This is a genomic window from Chryseobacterium sp. VAUSW3 (genome assembly GCF_002205795.1).
Taxonomy (GTDB): domain Bacteria; phylum Bacteroidota; class Bacteroidia; order Flavobacteriales; family Weeksellaceae; genus Kaistella; species Kaistella yananensis.
Genome location: NZ_NIUY01000001.1, coordinates 50,625 through 70,721, shown reverse-complemented (window position 1 = coordinate 70,721; position 20,097 = coordinate 50,625). Strand labels below are relative to the sequence as shown.

General features: G+C 40.2%; 17 protein-coding genes. 14 read left to right on the top strand and 3 right to left on the bottom strand.

Annotated elements, in window-relative coordinates:
- Positions 1-2: 2 nt before the first annotated feature.
- From CDW55_RS00310 to CDW55_RS00285, 6 genes are all read left to right on the top strand, one after another.
- Positions 3-1,094, top strand: a complete 1,092-nt coding sequence (locus CDW55_RS00310) for a SusE domain-containing protein (protein WP_088467757.1) — start codon at positions 3-5, stop codon at positions 1,092-1,094.
- 26 nt (positions 1,095-1,120) lie between these two features.
- Positions 1,121-2,551: a SusE domain-containing protein gene (locus CDW55_RS00305; protein WP_088467756.1), complete on the top strand. Its 1,431-nt coding sequence runs from the start codon at positions 1,121-1,123 to the stop codon at positions 2,549-2,551.
- Between the two features lie 136 nt (positions 2,552-2,687).
- On the top strand, positions 2,688-4,844 hold the full coding sequence (locus CDW55_RS00300) for a glycoside hydrolase family 97 protein (RefSeq protein ID WP_088467755.1): 2,157 nt from the start codon (positions 2,688-2,690) through the stop codon (positions 4,842-4,844).
- Between the two features lie 67 nt (positions 4,845-4,911).
- Positions 4,912-6,771: a glycoside hydrolase family 13 protein gene (locus CDW55_RS00295; RefSeq protein ID WP_088467754.1), complete on the top strand. Its 1,860-nt coding sequence runs from the start codon at positions 4,912-4,914 to the stop codon at positions 6,769-6,771.
- A gap of 33 nt (positions 6,772-6,804) precedes the next feature.
- Positions 6,805-7,329, top strand: a complete 525-nt coding sequence (locus tag CDW55_RS00290; RefSeq protein ID WP_179285881.1) for a nuclear transport factor 2 family protein — start codon at positions 6,805-6,807, stop codon at positions 7,327-7,329.
- 20 nt (positions 7,330-7,349) lie between these two features.
- The gene (locus tag CDW55_RS00285; protein ID WP_088467752.1) at positions 7,350-8,735 is read left to right on the top strand and encodes an MFS transporter; all 1,386 of its coding nucleotides are present in this window, start codon (positions 7,350-7,352) and stop codon (positions 8,733-8,735) included.
- A 54-nt stretch (positions 8,736-8,789) separates the two neighbouring features.
- Here the strand turns inward: CDW55_RS00285 and CDW55_RS00280 are convergent, their stop codons facing one another.
- Positions 8,790-9,149: a DUF488 domain-containing protein gene (locus CDW55_RS00280; RefSeq protein WP_088467751.1), complete on the bottom strand. Its 360-nt coding sequence runs from the start codon at positions 9,147-9,149 to the stop codon at positions 8,790-8,792.
- A gap of 97 nt (positions 9,150-9,246) precedes the next feature.
- Between CDW55_RS00280 and CDW55_RS00275 the strand changes: the two genes are divergently transcribed.
- Both CDW55_RS00275 and CDW55_RS00270 read left to right on the top strand, forming a co-directional pair.
- The gene (locus CDW55_RS00275) at positions 9,247-9,960 is read left to right on the top strand and encodes a pirin family protein (protein ID WP_088467750.1); all 714 of its coding nucleotides are present in this window, start codon (positions 9,247-9,249) and stop codon (positions 9,958-9,960) included.
- Positions 9,961-10,008: 48 nt separating this feature from the next.
- A complete protein-coding gene (locus CDW55_RS00270; protein WP_088467749.1) occupies positions 10,009-10,545 on the top strand; it encodes an NADPH-dependent FMN reductase in 537 nt (178 codons plus the stop codon).
- A 73-nt stretch (positions 10,546-10,618) separates the two neighbouring features.
- On the opposite strand, the gene CDW55_RS00265 is transcribed toward CDW55_RS00270, so the two are convergent.
- Positions 10,619-11,494, bottom strand: coding sequence for a DUF808 domain-containing protein (locus CDW55_RS00265; RefSeq protein ID WP_088467748.1), 876 nt, complete (start codon positions 11,492-11,494; stop codon positions 10,619-10,621).
- A 292-nt stretch (positions 11,495-11,786) separates the two neighbouring features.
- Between CDW55_RS00265 and purM the strand changes: the two genes are divergently transcribed.
- From purM to guaA, 5 genes are all read left to right on the top strand, one after another.
- Positions 11,787-12,776, top strand: coding sequence for a phosphoribosylformylglycinamidine cyclo-ligase (gene purM, locus CDW55_RS00260; protein WP_088467747.1), 990 nt, complete (start codon positions 11,787-11,789; stop codon positions 12,774-12,776).
- A 16-nt stretch (positions 12,777-12,792) separates the two neighbouring features.
- Complete coding sequence (gene purN, locus CDW55_RS00255) at positions 12,793-13,365, top strand: phosphoribosylglycinamide formyltransferase (protein WP_088467746.1); 573 nt, start codon at positions 12,793-12,795, stop codon at positions 13,363-13,365.
- Between the two features lie 37 nt (positions 13,366-13,402).
- Complete coding sequence (gene purH, locus CDW55_RS00250; protein WP_088467745.1) at positions 13,403-14,920, top strand: bifunctional phosphoribosylaminoimidazolecarboxamide formyltransferase/IMP cyclohydrolase; 1,518 nt, start codon at positions 13,403-13,405, stop codon at positions 14,918-14,920.
- A 134-nt stretch (positions 14,921-15,054) separates the two neighbouring features.
- Positions 15,055-16,293 carry a phosphoribosylamine--glycine ligase gene (gene purD / locus CDW55_RS00245; RefSeq protein WP_088467744.1) on the top strand — a complete coding sequence of 413 codons (1,239 nt, stop codon included), beginning with the start codon at positions 15,055-15,057 and terminating at the stop codon, positions 16,291-16,293.
- A gap of 165 nt (positions 16,294-16,458) precedes the next feature.
- Positions 16,459-17,988: a glutamine-hydrolyzing GMP synthase gene (guaA, locus tag CDW55_RS00240; protein ID WP_088467743.1), complete on the top strand. Its 1,530-nt coding sequence runs from the start codon at positions 16,459-16,461 to the stop codon at positions 17,986-17,988.
- Between the two features lie 33 nt (positions 17,989-18,021).
- On the opposite strand, the gene CDW55_RS00235 is transcribed toward guaA, so the two are convergent.
- Positions 18,022-18,666, bottom strand: a complete 645-nt coding sequence (locus CDW55_RS00235) for a hypothetical protein (protein ID WP_088467742.1) — start codon at positions 18,664-18,666, stop codon at positions 18,022-18,024.
- 51 nt (positions 18,667-18,717) lie between these two features.
- Between CDW55_RS00235 and CDW55_RS00230 the strand changes: the two genes are divergently transcribed.
- A complete protein-coding gene (locus tag CDW55_RS00230; RefSeq protein WP_088467741.1) occupies positions 18,718-20,070 on the top strand; it encodes a DEAD/DEAH box helicase in 1,353 nt (450 codons plus the stop codon).
- The last annotated feature ends 27 nt before the right edge of the window (positions 20,071-20,097 follow it).

The window sequence follows — 20,097 nt, the reverse complement described above, 5'->3', positions numbered from 1 at the left end:
CAATGAAAAATATAACAATTAATAAACTTTTTCTCGCTGTAATCATGATTTTCGGATTGATTTCATGTGAGGACCGCGATATTATTACGGTTGAAAACCAGTCGGCACCAATCGTGATGGATCTGTCTGCAGAGAATTTATTCCTTGATCAGAATTTTCCACAGAATCCTGCATTAACAGTTAGCTGGGAGCGCGCGACGTTCACGGTACCTGTAGAGGTAAAGTATCATGTCGAAATCAGTAAAACAGAATCCTTTGCTGATTCTTATCTGCTTGCACAAACCGCACAGTCGGTAACTAATGTTTCTTTTACCAATCAGGAAATGAACGAGGCTGCTAAGAGAATCGGTCTTGTTCCTTTTGAATCTCAGAAGATGTATTTCAGAGTTACTTCATATTTGGGAGACAATGTTTTACAGCAGCAGTCTAAGGTAACAAGCATTAACATTACCCCATATTTGGCAAGCCCAACTTATGATTTTGTTGACCTTTATTTGATTGGAGATGCCACAGCTGGAGGCTGGGATAATTTAGCCACAAATGGCAATTTATTGCCATTGCTAAAAACCGCAGATGCGTCTAAATATACATTTACCGGACTGTTCAAGGTAGGTGGATTCAAAATGATTAAGGTTAAAGGGTCATGGGATGCACAGTTCGGGTTAGGAGCAGCTGCAGGGCAGTTAAGTACAGACGGTGGTTCAGGTGATATCAAGGTATTGACTGAAGGTTATTACAAACTTACTATAGATACTTCAGCGCTAACCTATACCTTTGAGCCGGTGACTGCGCCGACAACAACCTACAGCAGTATTTCGATCATTGGCTCAGTCAACGGAAACTGGGATACAGATACACAACTTACCCAATCTGCCTTCGATCCACATGTATGGATGAAAAAAGGAGTAAGCCTTTCTGGTGGTGAATTTAAATTCAGAGCCAATAATTCCTGGGATACTAACTGGGGAACAAATTCGGAGTTCTTTGGAACCGCAACAATTAACGGTGCAAATATTCCCTTATCAGCAGAATGGACTTATGATGTTTATTTCAACGATGCAACGGGAGATTACACGCTAATTCCGGTAAAATAATCATCCACAATTATTAATTAAATCTTATGAAAAATATATTTAAAACAATAATGGTATTGATTTTACCATTGCTTTTAATCACCTCTTGTAGAGAGGATGCCGACCGCAACTGGACGACTGCAGAAGCATCGTTTAAGTTACACGACACCACTTTGGGTGCGGCAGTGCTTTACCCTACTATGCAAAATAATCCCTACATTCTTACCTGGGATAAACTTGCAGCGGCCACTTCTTATTCAGTGGTAGTTTCTTCAACCGAAGATTTTAAAAACAAGGCAGTATTGGGAACCCCAACTACCAATGTACTTAAAACAACAATTGGTGAATTAAATACTGCGATGCTTCAGGCGGGAATAAGCCCATATTCACCTTCCAAAGTGTACGTTAGAGTAGAAAGTGGAAGCGCAGTATCTAATGCGATTTCTTTTACAGTAACCCCTTACCCGGTTGATGTTCCGGTGATCACTAAACCTACGGCAGGACAGGCGATCGTGCTCGATGCAGCCAACCCACTTGCCACCGCTGCTACTGTTACCTGGACAGACTATTCTTACGGTGTAAATGTGAATTATAATGTAGAAATTGCCCCTAAAGGCTCAACTACATTCTCTTCTGCAGGAACTACTGTTAATACCAAAGAATTGGCATGGACTAATTTCAATCTGAACGATGCGGTACTTAAACTGGGCTTACCGGTAGGAGTATCTTCAGAAGTTGATGTTCGCGTTACTGCAACAACAGCTTCTGCCGGCGGTACCATCACAAAAGTTTCACAGATTGTAACCTTCAAAGTAACACCGTACCAACCTGCTTACGTAAACTTCTACTTAGTTGGTGGCGGAACAGCAGTTGGCTGGAATGCAGGTGAATCGCAGCTTTTGAAAAATACCAATGAAATTTCAGAGATCTATACTTATCTTGAGCAGAACGGCGAATTCAGATTCCTCGGTCAGCAGGACTGGGGCCCGATTAATTACAGTTTAAATGCTTCAGGAATTAACGATTCTTACAAATACTTCAATACCTGGTCAACCAATCTGGAGCCTTCAGGAAATGAGAATATGAAGTTTACAGGAAACTCTGGAATGTACAAAATTACAATCGATCAGAATTCAAGAGACATCACGGTAACTCCATCTGCGCTGCCAACTTTACCAACCAATTTATACTTGGTAGGTTCACTTAACGGTTGGGATGCGAACAACGCCTTGCCAATGCAGCAGGTGAACGATGGTGTTTACGAATATACAATCGCAATCCCGGACGGAGCCCAATTCAAATTCATCGGCCAGCAGGCTTGGGGAGATTTAGAGTGGGCAAATATCCACACCGGTGGAAACTCAGGATTCCTTGGGCCAAAAGGAGATAATGATAACATCCAATTCGATGGTGGCGGTGCATTATACAAAATCACGGCAAACATAAAATTGGGGACTTATAAATTAACGCCTCAGTAACCAGATTACAAATAATTATTTATAAAACTGTTGCTTTTCGGCAGCAGTTTTTTGTTTTTAAAAGGCGCAATTGATTGCTCAAAAAGTTGGATATTACTCACATTTTTTCTAAATTTATTGATTCGAAAATTATTGTATGAAAAATATAAAAATATCTGCGCTTTTCCTGCTGATGGGAAGTTTCGCACTTAACGCACAGTCTTTAAAATCTCCCGACGGAAAATTTGAAATGAATTTTCAACTCAAAAGCGGAGTGCCTTATTACAATCTTAAATATCAGGGGAAAACCGTGGTTGAAGATTCAAAATTAGGATTAAGACTGTTGAGAGACGGCGACATTCAGTTTGCCTCGGAAATAGAAAACAAAGACCAGAAAGGTAAAAATCTCGACAGCGGATTTACCAAAACCGCTGAAAAATTTGATTCCAAAAATGAGTCCTGGGATCCGATTATGGGCGAGAAAAAATCCTACATCAACCATTATAACGAACTGGCTGTAACTTTAAATCAGGATGAAAACGACAGACATATTATTGTGAAATTCAGGTTGTTTAATGATGGTTTAGGTTTTAGATATGAGTTCCCCGAGCAGAAAAACCTTAATTATTTCATAATCCGCGAAGAAGATTCCGAAATCGATCTTCCAACCGATATGAAAGCCTGGTGGCTTGCCGGAGATTACGATTCTCAGGAATATCAGACTCAAACCTCGAATCTTTCGGAAGTTCCTGCAAAATGGCCAACTTCCTACGACGGAAATGCATCACAGTCTTTAATTAAAAATGCGGTTCAAACGCCTTTAATGCTTAAAAAAGAAGGAAAAGACCAATTGTATGTGAATATTTCTGAGGCTGCAGTCATTAATTATCCGGCTTCCAATCTGGAACTTGATGCTGCGAATTTCAAATTTAAAACACATTTAACTCCTGACGCGCAGGGTGCGAAAGGGTATATTCAGACCCCTGCAGTTTCGCCGTGGAGAACCATCATTGTTTCGCCAAAAGCCGAAGAAGTTCTGGCTTCGAAAATGATTTTCAACCTGAACGAACCTACGGAATATAAGGATACTTCGTACATCAAACCCACAAAATACATGGGCGTTTGGTGGGAAATGATCATCGGTAAATCGAACTGGTCGTATTCAACCGCCAATAATGTTCACATCGGAAAAACTGATTTTTCTAAACTTACCCCGAACGGAAAACACGCGGCGAACAATACCAAAGTTAAAGAATACATTGATTTCGCTTCTGCTCACGGTTTTGATGCGCTTCTTATTGAAGGCTGGAATGCAGGTTGGGAAGACTGGTTCGGTCACAGCAAAGAATTTGTTTTCGATTTCATCACGCCTTATCCGGATTTCGATATCAAAATGCTGAATGATTATGCCCATTCCAAAGGGATGAAACTCATGATGCACCACGAAACTTCCGGCTCTGCGACCAATTACGAACGTTGGGCTGACAAAGCTTTCCAGCTGATGAACAAATACGATTATCCATCGGTGAAAACCGGTTATGTGGGAAATATCATTCCGCGTGGCGAACACCATTATTCCCAATGGACCATCAATCATTATCTGAGAATTGCCGAAAAAGCACATGAATATAAAATCATGGTGAATTCCCATGAATCCGTCCGTCCAACCGGTTTAAGCAGAACTTATCCGAACTGGATCGCCGCTGAAGCTGCACGCGGTACCGAATTCGAAGCTTTTGGCGGAAATAATCCCGATCACCAGACCATTCTTCCGTTTACCAGATTTATGGGCGGCCCAATGGATTATACCCCGGGAATCTTCCAGACTAAACTGGATTATTATTTCCCCGGAGATAAAAGATTTGTAAAAACCACGCTTGTGAAGCAGCTTGCACTGTATGTTGTAATGTATTCTCCGCTGCAGATGGCGGCAGATTTACCCGAAAATTACGCCCGGCATATGGATGCATTCCAGTTCATCAAAGACGTTGCGGTAGATTGGGATGATACTAAAATCCTTTCTGCAGAACCTGGAGATTATATCCACACCGCAAGAAAAGCAAAAGGCAAAGACGAGTGGTATATCGGCGGAATTACCGACGAAAATGCAAGAAACTACACCGTAGATTTTTCTTTCCTACCGAAAGGTAAAAAGTACGAAGCCACCGTGTATGCCGATGGCGACAATGCTGATTATATCAACAATCCGCAATCCTACAAAATCTATAAGAAAACCGTAACCAGTTCATCGAAACTACCGATGAAGCTTGCAAGAAGCGGTGGATACGCCATTTCTGTGAAACCGGTAAAATAAATCATTAGAAACGGGCTTCAGCCCGTTTTTTTAAGAACTAAACCAAAGGCTTTAGCCAAAATTTAAAATGAAGAACTATATTTCAGTATTTTTTATCCTCGTTTTTTCTTTCTCATCTGCCCAAATCCAGAAAGTGGAGCCCGCCTTCTGGTGGAAAGGAATGAAAAACCCGGAACTTCAGATTTTAGTTTACGGGAAAGATATTTCAAAATATTCTGTAGAATTATCCGACAATGTTCAGGTCATAAATCTCACAAAAACCGAAAATCCCAATTATGTTTTTATTACCGTAAATACCAACGAAATCAATACTTCTTCCTTTAAAATTAATTTTAAGGAAAAGAACAGAACACGGTATTCCTACAATTACGAACTCAAAAACCGAAAGCCTGGTTCCGCTGACAGAAATTCATTCACCTCGAAAGATGTAATGTATCTCATCATGCCAGACCGGTTTGCAAACGGTGACCCTTCTAACGATTCACAGAAAAACCTCACCGATAAACTCAACCGCGATGCACCAAACGGAAGACACGGCGGCGATTTGCGGGGAATCATCAACAATCTGGATTATCTGAAAAATCTTGGCGCAACGGCACTTTGGCTTACACCGGCAAACGAAGATAATGAGAAGCAGACTTCTTATCACGGGTACGCCCAAACCGATTTATACAAAATCGACGGACGCTACGGAACCAACGAAGAATATCTTGAACTTTCGCGCGAACTTCAGGAACGCGGCATGATGCTTATTCAGGATTATGTGACCAACCACTGGGGAATTTCGCACTGGCTCATTCAGGATTTACCGACCAAAGACTGGATTCATCAGTTTCCGGACGGTGAAGGAAAATATGGTTTCAAGCGATCCAATTACCGAATCACTTCGCAGTTTGATACCAACGTGGCAGATACCGATAAAAAAGAAGCGCTCAACGGTTGGTTTGATACCACAATGCCTGATTTAAACCAAAGCAATCCTTTGGTTCTAAAATATTTAACCCAAAACGCCATTTGGTGGATTGAATATGCCGAACTTGGCGGGCTGCGCGTGGATACGTATCCTTACAACGATAAAGTGGCCATGGCAAAATGGGCTAAAGCGATTACCGACGAATATCCGAAATTCAATATTGTGGGAGAAGCCTGGATGTATAATCCGGCGCATGTTTCCTACTGGCAGAAAGATTCAAAAATCGGTGAGATCGATGGTTACAACTCCAATCTTCCTTCGGTTATGGATTTCACGCTTTACACAGATCTGCCTTCAGCACTGAAAGAAGAAGACAGCTGGGACAAGGGGATGATTAAAATTTACAATTCCTTCGGAAACGATTTTCTGTATCCGGACATCAACAACATCCTCGTATTCTTCGAAAACCACGATACGGAAAGATTCAACGAAATCTTCAACGGCGATTCGCGTTACTACAAAATGGCCTTAACTTTAATTTCCACCGTTCGCGGAATTCCGCAGATTTATTACGGCTCTGAAATCGGAATGCGTGGCGAAAAATCGAAAGGCGATGCCGATATCCGAAGAGATTTCCCTGGAGGCTGGAAAGGGGATTCACAGAATGCTTTCAATCCGGCAACCAGAACTGCAGAACAGAAAGAATTTCATGATTTCACCCAGAAAGTTCTGAACTGGAGAAAAAGCAAAGAAGTCATCCATACCGGAAAAACAAAACATTATATGCCGAAAGATAGGGTGTATGTGTATTTCCGTTATAACGAAAAGGAGAAAGTTATGGTCGTGATTAACAATAACGAAAAAGTACAGACTCTTGATTTGAACCGTTTCACGGAGTCTTTAGATGGAGTTTCTGCAGGAAAGGATATCATCTCCGGAAAAGATTTTGTGGTAAATTCAAAAAATAAATTAACGGTTTCAGGAAAATCTTCTTTAATTTTAGAATTGAAATAATCTTACGCAACTGTAAGTTTAGAAACCATGATTATGAAAAAACTAAATTTTATCGCAGTCCTATTGCTGTTTTTTACATTTTCAGTAACACTTTCAGCCCAAAATAAAGGCTTTTACGAAAATGTGCAGAAGAAAAACATCAGCAAAGTTCTCGACGATCTCAATACTTTCGCTGCAACCGCCGATTACAAAAATTATTTCGATCTGTTTGCGGAAGAATCCACGTTCATCGGTACCGACGCCACCGAAGTCTGGAACAAAAAAGAATTTATGGCTTGGGCAAAACCTTTTTTTGACAAAGGCAAAGCCTGGAATTTTACTTCCCTGAAAAGAAGCATCACTTTCAGCAAAGACGGCAACTATGCATGGTTTGATGAGGTTTTAGATACCCAGATGAAAATCTGCCGCGGTTCCGGCGTCCTGGAAAAAATTGGTGGCAAATGGAAAATCCGGCAGTATGTTTTATCCACCACAGTTCCCAATGAGGTCATCGATGAGGTAGTGAAAATAAAAACGCCAATCGAGGACGCATTAATTTCAGAATTAAAGAAAAATTAAATATTCCTATTCATTAAGTTATGGCTAAAAAAATAAAACCCAACCTCAGTATCGCTCAGATTATCAATATGAGTATGGGGTTTCTCGGCATCCAAATGGCATTTGGCCTGCAGAACGGAAATGCGAGCAGAATTCTCGCCAACCTCGGTGCTGATGTGCACCAACTTTCCTGGTTCTGGCTCGTAGCACCCATTACCGGATTAATCGTTCAGCCCATCATCGGTCACATGGGCGATAATACCTGGAGTCCGCTCGGAAGAAGAAAACCTTACTTCCTCATTGGTGCGGTTTTGTGCGCCATCGGTTTGGTTCTTTTGCCAAACGCGGCTTCTGTAACCCATCTCATCGCAGCCAATGTATTGTTGTTGGCCGTAATCTTCCTTGCCATGATGGATTTTTCCGTGAATATTGCCATGGAACCTTTCCGCGCGCTGGTAGGAGATATGCTTCCGAAACATCAGGGCACGCTGGGTTTCTCTATCCAGACGATTCTGATAGGTATCGGCGCAGTCATCGGTTCCGAAATGCCCAACTGGCTCACCAAGATGGGCGTTTCTAATGTAGCGGCTGAAGGTTATGTAGCCAATAATGTAATCTATGCCTTTTATATAGGTGCAGCTGTTTTAATTGCCTCTATTTTATACACCATTTTTACGACGAGAGAATACTCACCAAAGGAATTTGCTGAGTTCGAGGGCCGGGAAGAAGGTACGGAACACCGTTCCAAGTTTTCGGATATGTTTAAGGATTTTGCGACCATCCCACCACTGATGAAAAAATTGGGTGCCGTGCAGTTTTTCTCTTGGTTTGCTTTGTTTACCATGTGGGTATTTACCACCAGTGCTCTAGCTACCCATCATTTCGGACTTTCTCCCGAAGATACGCAGTCTGCGGAATTTAATAAAGCAGGTGATTTAACCGGACATTTGTTTGGGCTTTATAACTTATTTGCAATTCCGTTTGCATTTTTATTAACGCCTATAGCAAAAGCCATCGGAAAGAAACAGACTCATGCATTAGCTTTACTCTCGGGAGGTTTTGGCTTAATATCCATGTTTTTTATTAAAGATACCGGTATGCTTTGGATTTCCATGATCGGGCTGGGATTTGCCTGGGCCAGTATTCTGGCAATGCCTTATGCAATGCTCATCGATGCCATTCCGCAGAGAAAAATGGGCGTTTATATGGGGATTTTCAACTTTTTCATTGTAATTCCTCAGATTTTCAACGGAATATTCGGCGGGCCTATCGTTAAAAATCTTTTCGGCAACATGTCCATCGATTATATTGTGGTAGGCGGGTTTTGTCTGATAATTGCTGCAGCCGTAACCATGTTTTTAATCAAAGGTGAAGGCAAAGAATCAGATAAAGAACTGGAAGAAGAAATCCAGCAGGTGCATTTTTAATTCAGATTTCTAAATTTAAAATAGAATTCCGTCATATTTAATTTGACGGAATTTTTATTTTAAATTCAGATGCTGTTCAATAAAATTTTTCAGCGCCGGAAGTTCACTCTCGTCAATTTCTTTTACAGATGTAAGTAGCGTAACGGTTTTGTGTTTTTTAATTTCCTTTAAAAACGTTTCGGTTTCAGGATTTTCTGAAAGCTCTTTCAAATACTTTTTACTGAATTTCTTAAAATCAATCTCTTTTCCGTGATACAATTTCCGGAGTTGGGTAGAAGGAGCAATGTCTCTTGCCCACCAGTTGATTGCGGCTTTTTCTTTGCTCATTCCCCTCGGCCACAACCGGTCTGCTAAAATCCGAAAGCCATCATCTTTTGCAGGTTTTTCATAAATTCTTTTTTCTGTGATTTTCATATCCGGTTTTTATCAAAGTTAATAACTTATCTTATATCAATGTTTCAGCCGTTCAGTTGTTCTATTTTTGCATCAACAAACCAATAAAAATATTAAAATGAAAACAGTTTATCATAAAGCAGACACCAGAGGTTTCGCCGATCATGGCTGGTTGAAATCCCATCATACTTTCAGTTTCGCCAATTATTACAATCCGGAAAGGATGAATTTCGGAGTGCTTAGAGTTCTTAATGACGATCAGGTCGCTTCCGGAATGGGTTTCGGAACGCATCCTCACCGCGATATGGAAATCATTTCTATTCCGCTGGAAGGCGATCTGGAGCATAAAGATTCCATGGGAACTACCGCAGTGATCAGAAATGGAGAAATTCAGGTCATGAGCGCCGGAACAGGTGTAATGCACAGCGAATACAACAAAAACAAAGATGAGTTCGTAAAATTTCTGCAGATTTGGGTAATTCCAAACAAGATGAATGTTAGCCCGCGTTACGACCAGATCAGTATCAAAGAAAACGAAAATATCAACGATTTTCAGCAGATTCTTTCTCCAAATCCCGACGACGAAGGTGTTTGGATTCATCAGAATGCCTGGTTTAATCTGGCGAAATTTGAAAAAGGAAATGCCAAAGAGTACAAAATACACCTCCCAGGAAACGGTGTGTATGTGTTCGTGCTGAAAGGTTCAGCGAAAATCGGCGATCAGATTTTAGGAACAAGAGACGGTTTTGGAATCTGGGAAACGGATAAATTTACACTTGAAGCTTTGGAAGATTCCGAAATCTTGCTCATGGAAGTTCCCATGGTTTTATAATTAATTATCTTTATCAAAATTTACTTAACCTTAACCTTAACCTCAATTATGAAAATATTAGCTTTTGCCGGAAGCAATTCCGAAGTCTCCATCAATAAGAAACTCGTGACTTTTGCCGCTTCATTCTTCCCCGATGATAATGTCGAAATTCTGGATCTAAACGATTTTGAAATGCCGATTTACAAGCATGAAAGAGAACTGGAAAACGGAATTCCGCAGCTGGCAAAAGATTTTGCATCGAAAATCGACAGCAGTGATCTTATTTTGATGTCTCTTGCGGAACATAATTCTGTCTATTCTGCGGCTTTTAAAAATGTCTTCGACTGGGTTTCCAGAATCAAAGACCGCAAACATTTCGGCGATAAACCCATCTTCCTGATGGCAACAGCTCCAGGTAACGGTGGCGGAAAAAATGTCATAGAAGTGTTTCTGAAACGTGCACCTTTCAGTGGAGCTAATGTGATTGCTTATTTTTCGCTGCCTAATTTTAAAGAACGCTTTGAAGAAGGCAAAGGAATTACTGATGAAGAGAAAAAAGCAGAATTCCATGAAAAATTAGAAGCCGTGAAAGCACATTTTTCATAAATACAGCCTTACACATTCATCACAAAAAAAGAGCAGTCATCAAGGCTGCTCTTTTATTATAATTTAAAGAAGATTATTTCTTCACCATGGCATACACTTTTTTGCCACCCAACACAAGTGGAACCATAATTAAGCCGGCAACCATTCCATAAAGAAACTGTTTGGCCATCTCAGGAACCTTCGGTAAAAAGTGATGCAGCGTATCGATATTATGGTCGAAAATTCCACCCGATACAAGGATTAGCGCAATCGTTCCCACAACGCCCAAGATTTTGATGACGATGGGCAATGCCTTCACCAGAATTTCGCCCAGACTGTTAAAAAATCCTTTTTCATTTGATCTCTTCATGAGTTTGTAACCGGCATCATCCATCCTTACAATAAGCGCCACAATTCCATAAACGCCTACCGTTGCAATGATCGAGACAATTGAAACCGTGATGATCTGTATCAGGAGACTCTTATCCAGAACTGTTCCCAGAGCAATAATTACAATCTCGATCGAAAGAATAAAATCGGTGGTAATGGCAGATTTTACTTTTGCAGCTTCAGCTTTTTCGCCATCCATTGAAGGTTCTTCCACTTCTTTTATGACTTCCTGCCCTTTTTTCTGGCGGTGGAAGAAATATTCGATCACTTTTTCAACACCTTCATACGCCAGATACAGTCCGCCTAAAATTAAAATAACCTTAATTGCAGGCGGATACACAACCTGAAGTAAAAAAGCAATGGGCACAATAATCAGTTTGTTGATAAACGAGCCCTTCATGATTTTTAAAAGCACGGGAATTTCTCTTGAAGAAAGAAATCCGGTCGCCTTTTCGGCATTCACTGCCAGGTCATCGCCCAAAATTCCTGCGGTCTGTTTGGTCGCAATTTTAGATGTTACTGCTACATCATCCATCAAAGCTGCAATATCATCCAGAATTGCAAAAAAACCTGAAGCCATATTTTTGTTTTAAGTTCAGACAAAAATAACCATTTGAATCAATATATACGCTTTTACTATAGTCAAAATCTGCTTTTTTTCACCAATGATTTTTTAAATTCATTTTAAAATCTTATTTTCGCAGAACAAAATTTTTACACTTTGAAACCGCAGAGATTACATTCCCCAAAAGAAAAATTCCAAGTTCTGGAAGTGAAATCTTCGCCGAAATAAATTAATTATGAGCCGACGTCTGAATGATTGTCGGCTTTTTTTATCATTAAACTTCAAACCGCTTATCTTAAATTATATCATGAGCAATACCTATAAATCCGCCGGAGTAGACAAAGAAGAAGGCTACAAAACAGTTGATAAAATTAAAACTGCAGTTGCTGAAACCCATAACAAAAATGTACTGAACAACCTGGGTAGTTTCGGCGCGTTTTACCAGATTGCAGGTTACAAAAATCCTGTGCTTGTAAGCGGTACCGACGGTGTTGGGACCAAACTGAAAGTTGCCCTGGATTCAAAAAAATACGATTCGATTGGGGTAGACTGTTTTGCGATGTGTGCCAACGATATCTTATGTCACGGCGCAAAACCCCTTTTCTTCCTAGATTATTTAGCGTGTGGAAAACTCGATTCCGAAATTGCTGCAGAAATCGTGATGGGAATGGTGAACGCCTGCAAAGACAACGAGTGCGCACTTATCGGCGGTGAAACAGCAGAAATGCCGGGAATGTACAAACCTGGCGATTACGATGTTGCCGGATTCTGTGTCGGTATCGTCGAAAAAGATGAAATTATCGACGGCTCGAAAATTAAAAACGGACATAAAATTATCGCACTGCCCAGTTCCGGTTTCCACAGCAACGGATTTTCTTTGGTGAGAAAAATTTTCCCTGATTTTAATGAGGAATTTGAAGGTAAACCGCTTTACGAAACACTTCTTGTCCCTACAAGACTTTATTATAAACCGATTCACAGATTACTGGAAGAAATTGAAGTTTCCGGTATTGCGCACATCACCGGCGGCGGTCTTATCGAAAATGTGCCGAGAATTTTAGGCGACGGCCTATGTGCAACAATTGATACTTCTAAAATTAAAATTCCAAGCGTGATGCTGGAGCTGGAGAAAAGAGGAAATATTGACAGAATGGAAATGTTCGGAACGTTCAATATGGGAGTTGGAATGGTAATCGTAGTGGACGAAAAACACGCAGAAAAAGTGCTGGATCTTCTGGATGACGCCTATATAATCGGTGAAATTACTGAAGGTACAGAAAAAATAGTATTGAATTAATAACTGCAGCATCTCCATGAAAAATATGGTTGTTTTGGTTTCGGGCGGCGGAACCAATCTGCAGAGAATCATCCACTGCACTGAAAACGGGGAAATTCCAAACGCTGAAATCACCATGGTGGTTGCAGACCGTGAATGTTTTGGACTGCAGCGCGCGGAAAAACACGGGATTAAAAATATTCTGATAAAAAGAGGAAAAGATTTCTCGGAAAAACTATCCGAAATGCTTCCCGAAAATACCGATCTTATCGTTCTTGCAGGATTTTTATCCATTTTAAGTAAAGAGTTCTGCGAGTGTTTTTCAGGAAAAATTATCAATATTCATCCGGCATTGCTGCCTAAATTTGGCGGAAAGGGAATGTGGGGGCATCATGTTCACGAAGCAGTTTTAAAAACCGGAGAAAAAGAAAGCGGAGCCACCGTACATTATGTGACATCAGGAATTGATGAAGGAAAAATTATCCTTCAAAAATCATTTGAAATTTCACCTGATGAAACGGTTGAAAGTTTGGCAGAAAAAGTTCATCAAATTGAATATAATATTTTCCCCGAAGCTATAAATCTGGCTTTGCAGAATACAGAAAAGTAAAAGAAAAGATCTAATAAAAAGTAAAAAAGAAAGAAAAATGTCAAAAAAAAGAGCACTGATCTCTGTTTCCGATAAATCCGGACTCATCGGTTTTGCAAAATTTTTAGAAGAAAAAAATTACGAACTGATTTCCACCGGCGGAACATTCAAACATCTGAAAGACGCCGGGTTGAACCCGATTCAGATTGATGAGGTTACACAATTTCCGGAAATGCTTGACGGAAGAGTAAAAACACTTCACCCAAAAGTTCACGGTGGCCTACTTGCGGTCCGCAACAGCGAAGAGCACATGAAAACCGTTAACGAACACGGTATTGGGCTTATCGATATGGTAATTGTTAATCTTTATCCATTTTTCGAAAATGCAAACGCCGATATTTCTCTCGATGAAAAAGTTGAGTTTATTGATATTGGCGGGCCTTCCATGTTGAGATCCGGCGCTAAGAATTTCAATGCTGTAACGGTGATTACCGATGTTGAAGATTATGAAAAAGTTCAGCAGGAAATTGCCGAAACCGGCGATACGACTTTAGAAACGCGTAAAAAACTGGCCGGGAAAGTGTTCAATCTTACTTCCGCATACGATGGAGCGATTTCTAAAATGCTGCTCGATGAAGATTATCCGCAATATCTCAATGCTTCCTATAAAAAAGTTTCAGACCTCAGATACGGTGAAAACCCGCACCAGTCTGCAGCATATTATGCCTCAACAACCGAGAACGGCGCGATGAAAGATTTTGAAATTCTCGGCGGCAAAGAACTATCTTTCAACAACCTTCGCGATATGGATTTATGTTGGAAGGTGGTGAATGAATTCAAAGAAGAAATGGCCTGTTGTGCGGTGAAACATTCCACACCATGTGGCGTTGCCGTGGGAAGTTCGGCACTCGAAACGTACACAAAAACATTCGAATGCGATCCGGTTTCCATCTTTGGCGGAATTATCGGGATGAATTTCAAGGTGGATGCTGCCACAGCAGAAGAACTCAACAGAACATTCCTTGAAATTGTGATGGCTCCGGATTTTGATGCTGATGCACTCGAAATTTTAAGAAAGAAAAAGAACCTGAGAATCATTAAAATTAAAAATCCGGTTTCCGATCAACAAACCTGGGTGAAAATTGATGGTGGAATTTTGGTTCAGGATAATGATAACCAGTTTTCTGATAAAATAGAAACGGTAACGGTTTTTAAACCTTCTGCAGAGCAGGAAAAAGCACTATTATTTGCCCAGCGCGTGGTAAAATATGTGAAATCTAACGCGATTGTAGTTTCCAACGGAATTCAGGCTCTGGGAATTGGTGGCGGACAGGTCAACAGAATCTGGGCAACGCAACATGCTGTAGAACGGGCAAAAGAGAAATTTTCCGGTGATCTGGTTTTAGCTTCTGATGCATTTTTTCCCTTCAGAGACGTGGTAGATTTCTGCGCGAAAGAAGGTATCAAAGCAATCATTCAGCCAGGCGGAAGTATGAGAGATGAAGAAAGCATTGAAGCTGCCAACGAACATGGCATTCCGATGATGTTTACAGGATTGCGCCACTTTTTGCATTAAGTAAAAAACAGGGTGCTTCCGCTCACTTAAAACCGCGGTTTTAACTGTTAATTAAGAAATTTTTCGCTCCGGTAAATTTGAAATTCATATTCAAATTAGTAATTTTGGAGAACACAAACATTAAGTAAACTCACATGAAAATATTAATCGTAGGAAATGGAGCCCGCGAATCGGCCCTCGCACTTAAGCTGAAAGACGACAGCAGAATATCTAAATTATACTTTGCCAAAGGCACGGTAACCACAGGCCAGCTCGGCCAGAATGTATATGACGAAAGTGTGGAAGGGTTAAGAGATTTTGCAATTAAAGAAAGAATTGATCTTACGATTGTTGGTCCCGAAGCTCCACTGGTAGAAGGAATTGTAGATGAATTCAAAAAACATGGCCTTAAAATTTTCGGTCCGGAAAAAAGAGCTGCCGAACTGGAAGGAAGTAAAGCTTTTTCTAAGAAATTCATGCAGACCAATAACATCAAAACGGCCAAAGCGGTTGTTTTTGATGCGTACCACGATGCGGTTGAATATGTAAGAAATCAGAAATTTCCGATTGTTATTAAAGCCAGCGGACTTGCAGGCGGAAAAGGAGTTGTGATCGCTGATAATTTAGCCGAAGCCGAGTCCACCATTCATAAATTTATGATCGAAAGAATTTATGGCGATGCCGGAATTCAGTTGGTGATCGAAGAATATCTGAAAGGTTTCGAAGCTTCGATTATTGCATTTTCAAACGGAAAAAAACTCTTTCCGTGTATCCCGGTGAAAGATTATAAGAAAGCAGGAAACGGAGATACCGGTCCCAACACTGGCGGAATGGGAAGTGTAGCCCCAAGCCCGGAATTTACTTCCGAACACTACAAAGATTTCGAAAAAAATATTCTTGAACCAACTTTGGCGGGTTTCAGCAGCGCAAATATTCATTTCAAAGGATTTATTTTCTTTGGTTTGATGGTTACTGCAGACGGAACGTTCCTTCTGGAATATAATATGAGAATGGGCGATCCGGAAACGCAGGTGATCCTGCCACTCATGGAAAACAAGCTGTTCGATGTGATTAATGACTGTCTTGAAGGAAAGGATATAGAACTGAAATTCAAAGACGAAAAAGCAGTGTGCCTCGTGATGTGTTCTGGCGGTTATCCAAGAAAAATTGAAACGGGTTTTGAAATAAGAAACCTGGATAAAGTTAAGAACAGCCAGGTTCTTTTCGCAGGCGCTAAAAAGGCAGGCGACAGAATTCTTACTTCCGGTGGACGTGTACTGAGTCTGGTGGCAACAGCAGATTCTTACGAAGAGGCTAGAAAATTGGTTTACGAAGATGCCAAAACCGTAAGCTTCGATTACGAAACCTACAGAGACGATATCGGTAAATTTTAATACAGAAAAAGGCGTGAAGAATCACGCTTTTTTTCTACCATTTCCTGGGGGTTTTTAAATAAATATCTGTTTGTCAGGATTTTCTGGAAAAATAATAAATCAAGTCATAAAAACGTTTTCTTTCCTTATACACGAAAAGGAAAACATAAAAAGTAAAAATCATACATGAATAACGGTATCATTATCCTCGACTTCGGGTCACAATATAACCAACTCATCGCCAGACGAATCCGCGAGCTTGGCGTTTATTCTGAAGTTCTTCCGTTCGACACTCCTTTATACGAAATTTTGTCGCGCAATCCCTCTGGAATTATTTTGTCTGGCGGACCAAGTTCGGTGAACGCTGAAAACGCACATTTGGTTGATAAAGCGCTGTTTGAAAAAGGAATTCCTGTGTTGGGAATCTGTTACGGAATGCAGCTTACCACCCATTTGTTAGGCGGTAAAGTAAAAAAAGGCGAGAAAGGCGAATACGGAAAAGCAAAACTTCAGATCCAAAAATCCAATGCGCTTCTTTCGGGAATTAGCAGGTTTTCAACCGTGTGGATGAGCCATTTCGACGAAGTGGAAACAGTTCCCGACGGTTTTAATATTAATGGAATGACCGATGTTATTTCCGCCATTTCAGATGAATCACGGAAAATATACTGCGTTCAGTTTCACCCGGAAGTATCCCACACGGAAGAAGGAGCAAGAATGATCGATAATTTCGTATTCAATATCTGTAAAGCTCCCAAAAACTGGAAACTCACCAATTATATCGATAAAACGGTTGCCGAAATCAAAGAAAAAGTTGGTGACCAAAAAGTGATTCTTGGACTTTCCGGTGGAGTAGATTCCTCTGTTGCTGCAGTTTTAATTAATAAAGCCATCGGCGATCAGTTGCAGTGTATTTTTGTGGATACCGGTCTTTTAAGAAAAGATGAAGCTGAAAAAGTGATGAAAAATTATGGGGAACATTTTCACTTGAACATCAAATTGATCGATGCGAAAGATCGGTTTATGGCCAAATTGAAAGGTGTTTCGGATCCGGAAGCAAAGCGAAAAATTATCGGGAACGAGTTCGTTAATGTTTTTGATGAAGAATCTCACAAAATAGAAGGTGCAAAATTTCTCGCTCAAGGTACCATCTATCCTGATGTTATTGAAAGCCAGTCGGTGAAAGGTCCTTCAGCAGTAATTAAATCGCATCACAATGTGGGCGGACTTCCCGAAGAAATGGATTTTGAATTGCTTGAACCTTTGAGAGAATTATTTAAAGATGAAGTAAGAAAAGTAGGCGAGGAGCTTGGTATACCGCATCATTTGGTTCATCGTCATCCTTTCCCGGGACCTGGATTAGGAATCAGGATTTTGGGTGAAGTAGATGAAGAAAAAGTGAAAATCCTTCAGGAAGCCGATGATATTTTTATTGAAGAACTCTACAAGAATAATTTGTACGAAACTGTTTCTCAGGCGTTTGTGGTTTTGCTTCCCGTAAAATCTGTCGGAGTGATGGGCGACGAAAGAACTTACGAATATACTGCAGTCGTTCGGTCTGCTAATACGACGGATTTCATGACAGCAACATTCAGTAAATTCCCTTGGGAATTCTTGGAAAACGTATCCAACAGAATCATTAACGAAGTGAAAGGTATCAACAGAATTGCCTATGATATTTCGAGCAAACCACCTGCAACCATCGAATGGGAATAAGAAAATAGAAACGCATCTAACCGGTGCGTTTTTTTATTCAGTTTTAATCCCGAATTTCTGCAGTCTTACTTTGGAATAAGGAATGTCGAATTTCAAAGTATCGGGATACTGTAAATTTTCAACGGTTTTCTTTTTGAAATTGTATTTCATCATAAAAGGTACTTTTTCGTAAGAGTTACCCAGAAGAACAGCAACAGAATCGCCTTTCCAGTAAGCTTCCTCGACAGAATAGGAAGGACCAAAAAATGCGATGCGCTGCGCCTTTTTATTTTTATAATCAACTAATGCAACTTCCTGATCGGCTTCGAAGCTTGCGCGTCCGTCCACAGCAATATTCCATTGGTAACTGTCGAAATCCAGATATTGGTTTTTACTTTCACTGAAAACGAAAAACGGCTTGTAGATTTCGTTAAAACCTTCTTCATTCATTACCTTCACGTTACTTGGGTAATAAGTGATTGGGGATGTAGTAGTAACAGCGAATTTTTCAGCACTGAAATCGGGATTGGTTTCTCTGTAATAGCTTATCCATGTAGTTAGTGCAGCATTTTCAGCCTGCGGAAGCGGTTCTGTGATTTCAGTAGTGTTAGATTCCGGAGTTAAAATTTCAGTACTTTTTTCCTTTTTATCAGAACACGAAAAAAGAAAAAATGAGAGTAAGAAAATATACTTTTTCATCCATCCAAATTACAAAATAATTTAATCCTCTAAAAAACATATCTTTGCAAAATGGAAAAAATCACTTTTGCCGATTTCGAATTGCCGGAAAAAATTCTTAATGTATTAGCAGATTCAAATTTATTTGAACCGACACCGATTCAGGAAAAGTCTCTAAAACCTATACTTTCAGGCCGCGATGTGATGGGTATTGCCCAAACCGGAACCGGAAAAACGCTGGCTTATTTACTGCCCGTTTTAAAAACCTGGAAATACAACAAAAACGGAAATCCAACCATAGTAATCCTTGTTCCTACCAGAGAACTGGTGGTGCAGGTAACTGAAATTACCAAAAATCTTACGCAAAATATAACTGCCCGGGTAATTGGAATTTATGGCGGTGTAAACATCAAAACCCAAAAACTTCTGTTCGATGGAGGGTGCGATATTTTAATCGGGACACCGGGCCGCATCATGGATTTGGCGATTGATAATGCCATCTCTCTGAAGGAAGTTCAGAAGCTTATCGTTGATGAATTTGATGAGATGCTGAATCTTGGTTTTAAATCTCAGCTGGCGAATATTTTTACGATGATGAGAGAAAAAAGACAGAATATTCTTTTTTCCGCGACAATGACGGAAGCGGTAGACGAAGTATTGGATGAATATTTTGCAAATCCTGTGGAAATTTCTCTTGCAAAATCCGGAACTCCGCTTGAAAAAATAGAACAGCTGGCCTATAAAGTGGAGAATTTCAATACGAAAATTAATCTTTTAGAACATTTACTTAATACTGACAAAGATTTTTCTAAAGTGTTGATTTTCTGTAACAATAAAAAACACGCCGATTATCTTTATACGAAGATTGAAGAACTTTTCCCTGATGAGTTTGATGTAATTCACTCCAATAAATCTCAGAATTATCGTCTCAACGCGATGAGAAGCTTCGAAAATCAGGAAATCCGTGGGTTAATTACTACTGATATTATGGCGAGAGGTCTTGATATTTCGGATATTACGCATGTGATTAATTTTGAAATTCCCGAAATTCCGGAACAGTATATTCATCGAATCGGGCGTACGGGTAGAGCGGATAAAAATGGAATTTCGGTATCATTTGTGACTAAAAAAGAAGAAACTCTTCTTCTTGACATCGAATTGCTGATGGATAAATCTGTTGTGGTTAAGGAATTTCCTTCAGAAGTGAAAATTAACCCCGTGAAAATTCCTTCGGAAAAAGATGAAATCGTGATGAAAAATGCACATACCGTAAAGATTGAACCAGGCGGCGGCGCATTCCACGAGAAAAAAGACAAAAACAAAAAAGAAAACTGGGGCGGACCTACGAAAAGAAATCCTCCTAAAACAAAAGGGGTAAACCGTGGCCAGCAAAAAGCGAAAGCTAAGGCAAAAAAGAAAAAATAAATGCTGTTTTCTGCAGATTTCTAAAGC